Genomic DNA, 12952 nt, shown 5'->3' on the forward strand with positions numbered 1-12952 from the left:
GGATAGCACCAATCGCCGGCGAGCACTTCTCGTAATAGATCACCGAACCGCGCCGTTGGTTCGGTGTTTACCCGAGACTAGTGATCATGGTCGTGGTCGTCGTGATCATGTTCGACACTGCCACGGAACTGCTTTCCTTCGATGCTGACAACGATGGTGGCCTCGGCACCTTCGTGGTCGAGTGCTTCTGCCAGCGCTGGATCGCTGGAGGTAAACTCCGAGGCCTTCCCTTCCGCGGCGCCAACCGCTGGCAGTTTGAACTGCGAGCCGTTGCCATCATGTTTGATGTTGATGGTCAGGTCTGCTGCTTCAATTGCCACGGGCTGCTTGGCGGCCGAGTCGAGCAAGTAAACCGTTACCGAACCTGCTTTGTCGTCATGGACTAGCTCGGCGTGATACTCTTCCTCACCCAATTCGATCAAGGCTCCGTGGTGAGGCCCTTCCGATGGATGATCGTGATCATGTTCTTCCGAGTGCCCCGCTTCGCCGGAGCCGTTTGGTTTTGCTCCGCCATCGCAGCCAGTGAGCCCGACCGTAAGTACGGCCGACAACAGCACGTGAGAAAGTAGAGTTAGCTTGCGCATTGGTTTCTAATCCTTTTGGTTAAACAGCAACATAATGAGCCGATTTGATTTGTCGTTGCCAGCTGACTCCCGACCAGCAGCGACCATGTTTTCCGATGAACATCTTCGCCATTAGGCCTGGGGGAGAAGATGTTCTTCTGATTCTTCCACCAGTTCGACATGCGACGACTCCGCTTCGACCAGCCGTCTGGCCGCTCCGGTGCCAACCTTCCAAAATAACGCAGGACGAACCAGAAACTCGAGGACAGTGCTCGTGATCAGTCCACCAATAATGACGGTCGCCACCGGGTAAAGGATTTCTTTGCCCGGTTCCCCAGCGGCCATCGCCAGTGGAACCAGACCGATTCCCGACGTCAGGGCGGTCATCAACACCGGTGCCAAGCGATCTTTACCAGCACGAATGATCATTTGCTTCGACCAGCTCTCTCCCTCGTACTTCACCAGGTGCAAGTAATGGTTGATCAGCAGAATCCCATTTCGCGACGCGATACCGCACAGCGAGATGAATCCGACCATGCTGGCCACGGTCAAAGTCTGCTGCGTGATATACAACGCCGCCACAGAGCCAATGAATGCCATCGGCAGAGCGATCATCACTTGCAATGAAAGGTTGGCAGAACCAAACATCTTGTAGAGGACGAAGAACATCCCGGCCATCGAAATCATGAACAGGACCGCGATCATTCGGGAGGCAGACTGCTGGCTTTCAAACTGACCGCTATACTCGGTGAAGTACCCAGTCGGCAGTTCCGCTTCGATCGGTTTCAGTCGCTCGCGAATGTCCTCGACCACGTCGACCAGCCCGCGTCCGCTCACATTGCACTGAACAATGATTCGACGTCGAACCTGTTCGCGATTGATCGTATTCGGACCACTCGATTCATACACATTTGCCACATCTTCCAGCTTTGCGGTTCCGCCATCGGGCAACTCAATCACCAGGCGGCGGAGCGCGTCGCGATCTTCACGGAAGTCTTCGTCAAGTCGAACCAGCAAGTCGAAGGTACGTTGCCCATCCAGTACTTCCGAAACCACTTCCCCTTGCATGGCCGTCTCAACGAATTCGTTGATGTCTTGCCGACGCAGGCCATACTGCTCCAGCCGATAGCGATCAGCCTCGATGCGGAGCTGCGGAATGTTGACTTGCTGTTCGACTTGCAAGTCACGCACTCCTTCCACCCCCGACATCGCAGCTTCCATCTTCTTTGCCTCGCGGCGGAGCACGTCGAGATCGTCTCCGTAAAGCTTGATGGCGACCTGGGCCTTCACCCCGGATAGCATGTGCGAAATCAAGTGTGCCAGCGGTTGTTCAACGGCAGTAACGATACCGGGAATATCGGCCAGGGCCTCGCTGATTTCATCGATCACCTCTTCGCGCGATCGCTCGGTGTTGGGATCGATCGTGGCGACAAACTCGGTCATGTTGACCCCTTCGGCATGCTCGTCGAGCTCGGCCCGGCCGGTCTTACGCACGAAGGCTTCAATGTCATCGAGCTCTTGAATCCGGGTTTCCACACGCGCCGCCACCTCGTTGGTCTTCGCCAGCGAAGTCCCAGGCGGCAGAATCACGTTGACCTGCACGGCACCTTCGTTGAAAGGTGGCAGAAAGTCACTTTCCAACTGCAGCATTCCCCAACCAGCAATCATCACTCCCACGCTTGCCAATGCCAGAATGGGCCAAGCCAGATTCAAACTGAACGCCATCACTTTGTCGGCGACGGCTTTCAAGACTCGCAGGATAAGACCATCTTTGTCGTCATGTCCCAGGTTAGCGTTCCCGAGCAGCCAATAGCTGAGCACCGGCGTTACCGTTAGCGAAACCAGCAGCGATGAGACCAGTGAGACGATATACGCAATCCCCAGTGGAGCAAACAGCCGACCTTCCATACCGGAAAGGGCGAACAGCGGGACGAACACAATCACCACGATCATCGTTCCATAGACAATCGAGTTGCGGATCTCGCAGCTGGCTTGAAACACGACCAATAGCGGATTCTTCGGATTCTCGGCATGGCCATTCTCGCGGAGACGTCGGAAGATGTTTTCGACGTCGACGATGGCATCGTCCACCAACTCACCAATGGCAACCGCCAAGCCGCCCAACGTCATCGTGTTGATCGACAGCCCAAAGATGGCGAACACCAAGGCAGTCATCACAATCGATAGAGGAATCGCAGTCAGCGTGATAAAGGTGGTTCGGAGGTTCAGCAAAAACAGGAACAGAATAATCACCACCAGAATGCCACCATCTCGCAAGGCTTCAATCACGTTGGCGATCGCCAGATCGATAAAGGTCTTCTGCTGGTAAAGCTCTGGCAGCATTTCGATATCGCTGGGAAGCGACGATTTCATTTCATCGATCGCCGCAATCACTTTGTTGGTGACATCACGAGTATCTGCATTGGGCTGCTTCAAAATAGTCAGGGCAACCGCTGGCCCCCCGAAGAACTTTCCTTCCTCATCCCGGGCATAAGCTGAACTGTCGCCTCGTTTAACCTGGGCACCTTCGACCACTTTCGCGACTTGAGAAAGCCGAATCGATTGACCATCACGATGCGCCACAACGATGCCGCCAATTTCGTCGATCGAGGTGACACGGCCAAGCGACCGGACGAGCAGCTCGTTAGGACCTTGTTCGTCGAGATAACCACCGGCGCTATTCTGGTTGGACTCCGCGACGGCCTGCTTCACTTGGTGAAGCGTGACGCCGTATCGCTGCAAGTTGTTAGGATCGACCAGGACCTGAAACTGCTTTCGTTCCCCTCCCATGACAATCACTTGGGAGACGCCAGGAATGGTTAGCAGTCGTTGGCGAACCACCCAGTCGGCAATGGTCCGCAGTTCCATGGGAGGCGTTTGGCCATCCTTGCTGACCATGCCCATCACCATGATCTGTCCCATGATCGACGAAATAGGCATCAGTTGTGGCTTCGCACCTTGCGGCAGACGATCGGTCGCCAAAGCCAGGCGTTCGGCCACGATCTGGCGATCGTTGTAAATATCGGTGCCCCAGTCAAACTCGACGTAGATCACCGACAGCCCGACGCCAGATTGCGTACGAACATCTTGTACCCCGGTGGCACCATTCAAAACGGTTTCCAGTGGAAACGTAATCAATGTTTCCACTTCTTCCGGTGCCATCCCAGGGGCTTCGGTCATGATGACCACCCGCGGGCGATTGAGGTTAGGAAACACATCGATCGGCAATTGAGTGGTCTGCCAACCGCCGTATATCAACAGAAATATGGCCACTGCAATCACCAGCATGCGGTTCTGCAGTGAAAAGCGAATGATGGCATTAAGCACGATGAAGACTCCGAAGCAAATTAAGCGTGAATGACCGAAGCAGCGTTCCTCGATGCCAGGCAAAAGTGACCTGGCCGTTACGCTAGTGGTTGTGTCCAGCGTGCGGATCGATTCCGCCACCAGACTGGTTCTTCAACGTTAAATGCATCTCGTAAGCACCTCGTGCGGCAATCACATCGCCCGGGAACAGAGAGCCATCGTTCGCAATCACGACATTCGATTGATCACGATATTTCACATGCACCGGCACACGATCAAAGTGATCACCGTTCTGCTGGTAGACATACTTTTCGGCACCTTCTTCCACGATCGCATCAACCGGAACGACGATTTCGTCTTCCCACTTTTCGACGGGAACGTGCAGATCCATTCGCTGGCCTGGCTTGAATCGCCACTCGATGAACTGCTGGCCGTTGGGCAACATCCGCTCGGAAACGATTTCATTGGGCAAGGCGATGAAGAAGCGAAAAGCTCGCGACTGGGGATCGATATGATCGGCAAGGTAAAGCACTTGCAGGTCGTCGACCCGGTCCGCTTCTTTACCAGAAACCAACAGCGAGGCGCTGATATTCCAGTGCTGATTGGCGGCCTCGCGTAGTCGCATGGCGTCGCCTTCGAAGGCGCGTCCTTCGATGTACAATTCGCAGTGATCGGCAATCACACCCAGCAGTTCGCCAGCTTGAACTTGCTGTCCTACTCGCGTTGGCAGGCTTTGCACGTGGAAGCTATGGGTTTCCTTGCAGCTTTCGGCATCTTGAACATGTTCTGGGGCTCGAATGACCAAACGTTCAAGTAGCGTCTTGGTTTGCATGATCTGGACAACCTGTTCTTCGTCCAACCCATGCAACAGCAATGACTGACGCTCCGCGCGGAGCGAAGCCTCGAGCTTTTGCTTTTCATATTCCTGCTCTAGGATTCGCTTTCCAGCGATAACCCCTTCGGCCAAACCTTGCAGGCGAGCAAGTTCGCGATTAACGACATCCAGTGCTTCGGACGTACGGATCAAGTTGCTCTGCGCAGTCACCAGATCTTCATGGGTCAGACGTAGTTCAAACAACGGACTACCGGAATCGACCGAGCTTCCTTCAACCGCGAAGATCTTCGTGATGACGCCGGTCAGCGGCGCCGAGATGTTCATCTGGGTGCGGCCAGGGCGTTCGACCACCATCGCTGGCACGGTGATCCGCCGCATGTAAGTCCCCAGTTCAATGGTGACTGGTTTGAAATCGATATTCTTCAGGCCATTGGCACTCAGCTCGACCGAAGTCGCTTCAGAGTGGCCAGCATGTCCATGGTCGTGACCAGCATGCTCGTCGTGCTCCTCTTCCGTCTTGGCTTCGGCTTGCATGCCGAGTATCTGCTGGGCTTTTGGCAACCACATCGATGCGGTCGCAGTCGCGACGATCAGCAGCGCTACGACAATCGCTAGGCCAATGATCGCGGGAATAATGTTACGGCTAATGGTTGTCATCGTTCTCTTGCCTCTCTCGTTGGAAACCTGAGAGCTGTTAATGGCGCAGGGATCTTCGGTAAAGTGAGTGCAGAATGCCTTGGGCAAATTCATTCCGCGCGAAAGACCGAAACGTCACGCTTTAGAAAGCGCGTGAGCTACGCGATTTAGAGAAGCAAGCTTTCGAACTGCAGGTAGACAGCAGTCCCATCTGGCGGAAGCCAACAGATTTCGAGCACTCCCTCCTCCGCGACTTGGCCGAGTGGCGAGTCAAACGCCGGCAGACAGTTGGCGTCGAAGTAGAGCTGCGAGCCGATCTGCTTGACCATGCTCAGGTGGCCATCGCTATCGGAAGTCGAGGCCGACATGACACAATCCGATTGGCCACATTCGCCGGTGTCGGAGTGCTCATCGTGGTCTGCGTGTTCGTGATCATCGACGGCGTGGCCATGATGGTGCGAACAACCATGATAATGATCGTGAAGCTGCTGAGAGGCCGCCGAACAGCCTTCCAGTCCCAGCAATGGAGCATGCGAGTGATGCGCGCAACATCCGGCCAGGGCATGCCAAAGCATGGCCACGAGCGTTAGGATGGTTGCGGGAAACGTCACGGGAAACTCCATTCAGGTCAACTGTTTTCGGAATCTTATCCCACCAGGGGCAAACGAGACAACCTCGGTTCCCCCCAAAAGTCGATATTCCGAGCCCCAATCGGTCGACTTGGGGCGTTCCAAGGATCGTATCGGTTCAAGCCGATGCAGCTCTTGCCGATTTTTTACTGTTGGCTAAAAGTCTGCCCACGAAGCGCATCGCCCAACGAACCAGAACCAGCCATATCTAGCGCCCCGGTTAACAGCAATCCGTCCACTTTGGCCTGGGCCTGCGATAGATTTCCGAGCGAATCGAGATAGTTGAGGTTTGTATCGAAGTAGGTTCTTCGGGCGATCAAAGTCTGCACAAACGAAAACTCACCTGCCCCATACGCTTTCTCCGCCAGGCTCAATGTTTGCTTCGCCTTCGGCAAGATCTGGTGCTCGTACCGGTCGACGGCGAACCGGGCCGAATCGAATTCCTGGGACACTTGTGCCAATCGAGACTGCAGGGACATCTCGATCCGCTTCACATCGTGCGTCGCGCGACTGTATTCATGATACGCTGCCGAGACGTTGCCAGAGTTGTCGTTGAACACCGGGATTGGTGCACCCAGTTGCAATTGCAACATGCCCGATCCGGTCGCGTTGTCGACGCCCGCCTGGAGGTTGCCGGTAACGTTTGGAATCGCTTGAACCTCTTGTCGCGACAGATTCGAGCGGGCCATCCGTACCCGACTGAACGCAGCCTGAAGCTCGGGACTTTTGTCCGACAGAGCGACATAGACCGTGTCCCAATCGAGTTCAGTCGATCCACCTTCCAGTGTACCGCTGAGCGGTGTGACCTCCAGATTCGGAACACCTGCGGCGGCTGCCATTTCTTTCCAGGCTGCCTTCCAGCGATACTCGGCCTGCTGCCGCATTACTTCGACTTCGTTCATTTGAATTTCTGCCTGCAGCACTTCGGCCTGCGAGGCCTCTTGAGCATCGAAGCGGCGCTCGGCGAGGGTCACCCCTTTAGTGACGACGCCGTGAAACTCGTCGATCATTTCCATCTGTCGTTGAGCGACCAGGGCCTGAACGAACTTCAACCGCACGTCGGTCATCACGCGGTAACGCTGGGTTTCGACCTCCCAGCGTTGGGCCTCGACCGAATGCCCTAACACGTCCCGATTCATCTGCAGCTTACCGCCGGTGACGAACTCTCGTTGAACATAGACCAGGTGTTGGTCTGTTCCCTGGTCCGCCAGCTGATTGGCAGCGTATCCGACCTCTGGATTGGCGGAACGACCGACCTGGAATTGATACTCTTGCTCGGCATTCGCGGTCGCCGAAAGCGCCATTATCGCAGGGTTGTTCGCCAAAGCCAGATCTTGGATGGCCTGCAAAGTCAGACCTCGTTGTGGCACCGATGGCACTGCCGGGATCTCACTTGCAGACGTCAATTGAACCTGCTGAAGCGATTCAGGCTGATCGAAACTGACGTGTTCGATCTCGGAAGCGACTGGTGGCAACTCTGTCGCTTTGGCGATATCGGTGGCGATGGCTTGGTCGTCGTGGAACACTTCTGGCTTGGGAGCCGTTGAACGGCAGCCACTCACGGCGGCGAGACCTACGGCGCACCAGACGAGAGAACGAAACGTCTCCTGCGAGTATTTCATGGGAACATCCTTGCTGGGTTGGGTCATTGGGTATAGGCAGGGAGGACTCAACGACGCAGGCACGCGAACGGAGTCCGAAATCGTTGGCAAATAAATGGTGCGAACGATTCACTCGAATACGAGAAAACGGCTGTGGGTCGCGAAGAGGTGGTAGTCAGGCTCTATCCATGCCTGCCGTACCAATGTTGTGCGACTAGATCAGCAAAACGGCAATCGTCAGATGTCGGCGCAGACCGCCACTCTGCGGTCGATGGCTTCGTGGGTCCCAAGACTTCCAAGCCGCATGATGCGATGGCAGAACCGCCACGAAATCAGCACCTGGAGGAAGCGTTTCCGAAAGAACGCGAGCCCGAGCAACAACGCCATCCCAGGAGGAATCGCTGGGAATGAACGAGCTTTTGACCTTCAAGCATTCAACGCAAGGCTCGTGCGGGCCATGTCCGTGATCGCAGTGCCCGCCATGGCACAATTCACAGTGCTGATTGTCCAGGCATCCGCATTGGCGATGAAGATGCGAACAAAACGAAGCATTTTCAGAGGCATGCTGGGCATGAAAGCATTCGCAGGCACACGCACAACGAACGCAGCAGCCAACCACACAGTGAATCATCACTGCGGTCACTGCCAGCATTGCTATAAATCGCCGATCCATGCTTCTGCCTGAGAATACGCTAGAACTTGCCTCAGCCTTCTTATCGTCTTCTCTCCTATATCCGATCAGCGAAAGTATGCTTGCCCTCACAGTTTGAAACCGAGACGCAACCTAGAACGAGCTGCGTCCTTCCTGGAGTAGCTCTAACGGGCAAGTCCTGGCAATTTGATACGCGGGCCAAAGTGCGCTCGAAACCGAAAGCAACAACAGCCCGCCAATCCCAAGGCCGTTTGCCCCCACGGAACGACCAGGTCGGGATGCATGCCGCCGAAGAAGGCTAAGAACTGAAAAGAGCTCGCCTCCGTCGACATCCTGTTCTTCTTGAATTCGTTGACATGCGTCGCAAAGATCTTTCGCAACGCTGCCGGACTTGTCTGCCGCGGATTTCCACTGTCACGCTTCTCGATCCAAAGCCAATCAGTTTGTGTGAAGCGAGCTCTGGCAATGGGATCGGGATTGAAGCGTTCAGGGAGAAAGCAATGCGAAGCAACTGATGTGAGACGGCGACTTGGACCTGGGTAAGGCCACGATGCTGTGGCAATCTGACCGATCCATTCGGTTCTTTAGTCACCCAGTTGCTGAACCTATCCAGAAAGAAAATGGCTTGGCCGTTGCTATGAGAGTCACCTCAGTTAGCTATTGAAGAACCCTGTGAAAACTTGCTTTACAAGAAACTATTTAGCGAGGTAAGCAAATCAACTCGTTTGTATGTGACCTCGTAACCCTAGAGCTGGATACCGGTTGCTGTTCCTGCTTGCCAACCGCCCAGGAAGCAGCTAGACTCGCCAGTCGCGTTATTGAGACACCGTCTCACTGAAAAGCACATTATCCGCTCTCGCGACGACGGCATGCATACGGAATCTCCTGAGACCCCCACGAAACCCAGCCGAGACAAGAAGCGTCGCGCCTTTTGGATGCGAACAATGATTCAGTGGCACTGGATCAGTTCGGCCATTTGTCTGGTCGGGATGCTGCTGTTCACGATCACTGGAATCACGCTGAATCATCCCAGCGACATCACCGTCGAACCCGAGGTAACCACGCTTTCGGTCACGCTTCCCGACGAGATGATCGCCTCGCTCGCGGATCTTCCCATCGAAGGAAACGCGCCGCTGCCAGCCTCGCTTGGCCAGTGGCTCAGTCAGCAGTTTCCCAAACGGATCGGAACGCGCGACGCAGAATGGTCTGAGGATGAGATCTACGTCTCGATGCAAGGTCCTGGCTCGGATGCCTGGCTGGCAATCGATCGAGAAACCGGCGACGTGGAATTCGAGCAAACCAATCGCGGCTGGATCTCGTACTTCAACGACCTTCACAAGGGCCGCAACACAGGCCTCGCCTGGAAGTGGTTCATCGATATCTTCGCTGTCGCCACCTTGGTCTTTTGCCTTACCGGCCTGGTGCTTTTGTACCTTCATGCCCGCCATCGCAAGATGACCTGGCCACTAGTCGCCGCGGGACTAATCGTTCCGTTGATGCTGGCGATGCTACTCATTCATTAACGCTCCCCCACTCGCTTACGAGGTTCTTTAATCCATGAAACGACTCTTCATTCCACTCGTGATGCTGGCCAGCTCGTTCGTAGCGGCTTCCGCCGGCGAGGCGGCCGACATGGCCGTGACGGTCGAGATTCCTCGGCTGAACGTGTCGGAATACCATCGCCCCTACGTGGCGGTCTGGATCCAGGATGGCGATCGCAAAGTAGTTGCGAATCTAGCGGTCTGGTACCAGATGAAGTCGAAGAATGACGAAGTCGGTACCAAGTGGTTGCCTGACCTTCGTCAGTGGTGGCGACGAACTGGCCGCAGCCTTGAACTGCCAGTGGATGGCGTCAGCGGAGCGACCCGTCCTGCGGGCAAGCACACGCTCGAATTCACCGGCAAAGATAAGCAACTTGCCAGCCTGAAGTCTGGCAAATACACGCTGGTGGTCGAGGCCGCTCGTGAAGTGGGCGGTCGCGAAATGGTCGATATCGAATTCGACTGGCCTGCCAGCAAGCCAGTCAGCTACAACGCATCTGGCGAAGAAGAATTAGGCGAAATCAACCTTTCGCTGGAGCCGTAGTTCACGTCCCGTTGATAGATACCCAATCACTCAAAACTCAACCTTCCCCCACTGAGGAGATACTTCATGCATCGTTCGCTTGTTCCAGCGATTGCCGTGCTGCTTTGCTTGCCGCTATCGGCGTTCGCTCATAAGGTTTGGCTGCTGCCATCGCAAACCGTGTTGTCAGGTGCCGAGCCCCTGGTGACGGTCGATGCCGCCGTTTCCAACGACCTGTTCTACTTTAATCACTTCCCTCTCTCGCTGACCAACCTGACTGTGACTGCCCCAGACGGCACGAAGGTCGAGGCCGAAAACCAGGCCACGCTCCGCTATCGCAGTGTGTTCGATGTGCCGCTGAAGCAAGAGGGCACCTACCGCATCGCCGTGATCAACCAGGGCCTGTTTGGTAACTGGGAAGAAAATGGCGAACGTCGTCGTTGGCGCGGTACGCCAGAAACTTTCGCGAAGGAAGTGCCAGCAGATGCCACAAACCTGCAGGTTTCCGAAAGCGTTGGTCGTGTCGAAACGTTTGTCACCAACGGTGCTCCGACTGAAAAGGTGTTTGAAACCACCGGCAAGGGTATCGAACTCGTTCCTGTCACGCACCCTAACGACTTGTACGTCGGCGAAGAAGCCAAGTTTCGCCTACTGGTCGATGGCAAGCCAAAGGCAGGCCTGACCGTGGAAATTGTTCGTGGCGGAACCCGTTACCGCGACAAGCAGGAAGAAATGCACCTGACGACCAACGCCCAGGGCGAAATCACTGTCGAGTGGAAAGAACCAGGCATGTACTGGCTCGAAACGACCGACCAGGACAACAACACGACAATTCCACAGGCCAAGAATCGCCGTCTGAGCTACGTGGCCACGCTAGAAGTCTTGCCGCAGTAGTCGCGAAGACATGATGACGCCTGACGGCCTGGAGTGACCAAGTTGCTTCAGGCCGTTATTTTTGCGCTGTGTCCTTTCGTATAGCGTTCCCAGAAGAAGTCCATCAGCAAGATCACAAGAATCGAGATTCCGGCGACCGGCAGCACAGTAGCCGCGGTCGCAATCAGCACCCAGCCCCAAGCTGGCATCGAGCCAGCCGCAGGTCGTCGCGGAAATACGGCTCGTCCTTCTGATGCAGCTTTTCGTAGCTCAGGCGATCCAAGCCCGCGGTGACGAACAATCGTGTTTGATGATGCAGTTCCGTCAGCTTTGATCGGAACACCTAAAGAGCCCCCGTGATCGTTACCAGCAGCAAGATCGGTGCACGAATAACCCAGCATAGAAGTGCCTCAATGCGCGTTTTGATATTTGTTTTGCGCTGACAGACATTGTTTGACCAAGTGGGACAACTACATTCGGCTATGTCCTGAGTCCTGGAACCTCGTTAGACGAGAAGGAATGGCCGTGAACCTATTTTTGATCCCGCGTAGCTCAACGATTTTCCTCCGCGTGGTGGTTTCTGCCGCTTCGCTGCTGGCGATTCCGAACGGACTGAATGCCGAAGATGCGGAGCAAAGCGTTCGGCCGCGACTGACCGCAAGAGCGAAAGACCTGCACGCTTCCAGTATCGTGATCGACGGGCACAACGATCTTCCCTGGAAGATTCGAGCCGACGGCGACGGCAACTTTCAGAAGCTCGATATCAGCAAGCCTCAGCCGAAGCTGCACACCGACATTCCTCGCCTTCGCCAAGGGGGAGTCGGCGCCCAGTTCTGGTCGGTCTGGGTCCCGGTCGATCTTGGCTATCAAGGGACCGCGCTTCTGACGACCATCGAGCAGATCGAGCTGGTCAAAAAGATGGCGGAAACCTACCCGGACGATTTCGAGATCGCTCTGACGGTCGAAGACATTCGCAGGATTCATGCGGACGGAAAGATTGCGTCGCTGATCGGCGTGGAAGGTGGGCACTGCATCGAGAATTCGATCAGTAGCCTCAATCATCTGCATCAATTGGGCGCGCGGTACATGACCCTGACGCATGCCGACAGCCTCGACTGGGCCGACTCGGCGACCGATGACGAGAAAGCGGGCGGGCTGAGTCCGTTCGGCAAGGAAGTCGTTCAGCGAATGAACACGTTGGGCATGATGGTCGATATCTCCCATGTGTCGGTGCCGACGATGCACGACGTGTTGAACATCAGTCAGGCCCCGGTCATCTTTTCTCATTCGTCGGCCCGGGCAGTCGCCGACTCGCCCCGGAATGTCCCCGACGAGGTACTCAAGCGATTGCCAGAGAAAGATGGCATCGTAATGGTGAACTACTACTCCGCCTTCATCGTTCCCGAAGCGGCACGTATCTATCACGAAGGGGTCGCCATCAAGCGGAAGCTACAGATGGAAGGCAAGACGGCCGACGAGATTCAAGCGGCGGTCGCCAGGCACCGCAAACAGAATCCGATGCCTGCCGGCACCTTTAACGACGTGATCGAGCATATCGATCACCTGGTGAAGACGGCCGGTTGGCAGCATGTAGGGCTTGGGTCCGACTACGATGGCGTCGGCCTCGTTCCGGCTGGCCTGGAAGATGTCAGCACGTATCCCTACATCACCCAGGCCCTGCTCGACCGAGGCTACACCGACGAACAGATCCGTGGCATCCTCGGCGAAAACTTGCTGCGGGTGATGGCCAAGATTGAAACGACGGGACAGCAGCTTCGCCAGAACTATTAGGC

Annotated in this window: 10 protein-coding genes; 4 read left to right on the plus strand and 6 right to left on the minus strand. The window is 55.7% G+C overall.

Going from position 1 to position 12952, the window contains the following annotated elements:
• Positions 1–77: 77 nt before the first annotated feature.
• The 6 genes from ABD890_RS17590 to ABD890_RS17615 form a co-directional block, all read right to left on the minus strand.
• On the minus strand, positions 78–584 hold the full coding sequence (locus tag ABD890_RS17590) for a hypothetical protein (protein WP_345092675.1): 507 nt from the start codon (positions 582–584) through the stop codon (positions 78–80).
• A 111-nt stretch (positions 585–695) separates the two neighbouring features.
• Positions 696–3890 (minus strand): efflux RND transporter permease subunit, encoded by a 3195-nt coding sequence (locus tag ABD890_RS17595; RefSeq protein ID WP_345092678.1) that lies wholly within the window; start codon positions 3888–3890, stop codon positions 696–698.
• Between the two features lie 82 nt (positions 3891–3972).
• Positions 3973–5361: an efflux RND transporter periplasmic adaptor subunit gene (locus ABD890_RS17600; RefSeq protein WP_345092681.1), complete on the minus strand. Its 1389-nt coding sequence runs from the start codon at positions 5359–5361 to the stop codon at positions 3973–3975.
• Positions 5362–5507: 146 nt separating this feature from the next.
• Positions 5508–5951: a hypothetical protein gene (locus ABD890_RS17605; protein ID WP_345092683.1), complete on the minus strand. Its 444-nt coding sequence runs from the start codon at positions 5949–5951 to the stop codon at positions 5508–5510.
• A 164-nt stretch (positions 5952–6115) separates the two neighbouring features.
• Positions 6116–7591: a TolC family protein gene (locus ABD890_RS17610; protein ID WP_345092685.1), complete on the minus strand. Its 1476-nt coding sequence runs from the start codon at positions 7589–7591 to the stop codon at positions 6116–6118.
• A 193-nt stretch (positions 7592–7784) separates the two neighbouring features.
• On the minus strand, positions 7785–8243 hold the full coding sequence (locus ABD890_RS17615) for a hypothetical protein (RefSeq protein WP_345092688.1): 459 nt from the start codon (positions 8241–8243) through the stop codon (positions 7785–7787).
• A 923-nt stretch (positions 8244–9166) separates the two neighbouring features.
• Here ABD890_RS17615 and ABD890_RS17620 point away from each other — a divergent pair.
• The 4 genes from ABD890_RS17620 to ABD890_RS17635 all read left to right on the plus strand — a co-directional run bounded on the left by ABD890_RS17620 (position 9167) and on the right by ABD890_RS17635 (position 12950).
• Positions 9167–9745 carry a PepSY-associated TM helix domain-containing protein gene (locus tag ABD890_RS17620; RefSeq protein ID WP_373356444.1) on the plus strand — a complete coding sequence of 193 codons (579 nt, stop codon included), beginning with the start codon at positions 9167–9169 and terminating at the stop codon, positions 9743–9745.
• Positions 9746–9779: 34 nt separating this feature from the next.
• On the plus strand, positions 9780–10307 hold the full coding sequence (locus ABD890_RS17625; protein WP_373356442.1) for a DUF2271 domain-containing protein: 528 nt from the start codon (positions 9780–9782) through the stop codon (positions 10305–10307).
• A 66-nt stretch (positions 10308–10373) separates the two neighbouring features.
• On the plus strand, positions 10374–11180 hold the full coding sequence (locus tag ABD890_RS17630) for a DUF4198 domain-containing protein (protein ID WP_345092693.1): 807 nt from the start codon (positions 10374–10376) through the stop codon (positions 11178–11180).
• Positions 11181–11684: 504 nt separating this feature from the next.
• On the plus strand, positions 11685–12950 hold the full coding sequence (locus ABD890_RS17635) for a dipeptidase (RefSeq protein WP_345092696.1): 1266 nt from the start codon (positions 11685–11687) through the stop codon (positions 12948–12950).
• The last annotated feature ends 2 nt before the right edge of the window (positions 12951–12952 follow it).

Source organism: Bremerella cremea (genome assembly GCF_039541315.1).
In the GTDB taxonomy this organism is placed as follows: domain Bacteria; phylum Planctomycetota; class Planctomycetia; order Pirellulales; family Pirellulaceae; genus Bremerella; species Bremerella cremea.

What these genes read in the sequence shown, in the direction of transcription:
- ABD890_RS17590 (WP_345092675.1), bottom strand. Translation starts at nt 584, where the DNA reads ATGCGCAAGCTAACTCTACTTTCTCACGTGCTGTTGTCGGCCGTACTT.
- ABD890_RS17600 (WP_345092681.1), bottom strand. Translation starts at nt 5,361, where the DNA reads ATGACAACCATTAGCCGTAACATTATTCCCGCGATCATTGGCCTAGCG.
- ABD890_RS17610 (WP_345092685.1), bottom strand. Translation starts at nt 7,591, where the DNA reads ATGAAATACTCGCAGGAGACGTTTCGTTCTCTCGTCTGGTGCGCCGTA.
- ABD890_RS17615 (WP_345092688.1), bottom strand. Translation starts at nt 8,243, where the DNA reads ATGGATCGGCGATTTATAGCAATGCTGGCAGTGACCGCAGTGATGATT.
- ABD890_RS17620 (WP_373356444.1), top strand. Translation starts at nt 9,167, where the DNA reads ATGATTCAGTGGCACTGGATCAGTTCGGCCATTTGTCTGGTCGGGATG.
- ABD890_RS17625 (WP_373356442.1), top strand. Translation starts at nt 9,780, where the DNA reads ATGAAACGACTCTTCATTCCACTCGTGATGCTGGCCAGCTCGTTCGTA.
- ABD890_RS17630 (WP_345092693.1), top strand. Translation starts at nt 10,374, where the DNA reads ATGCATCGTTCGCTTGTTCCAGCGATTGCCGTGCTGCTTTGCTTGCCG.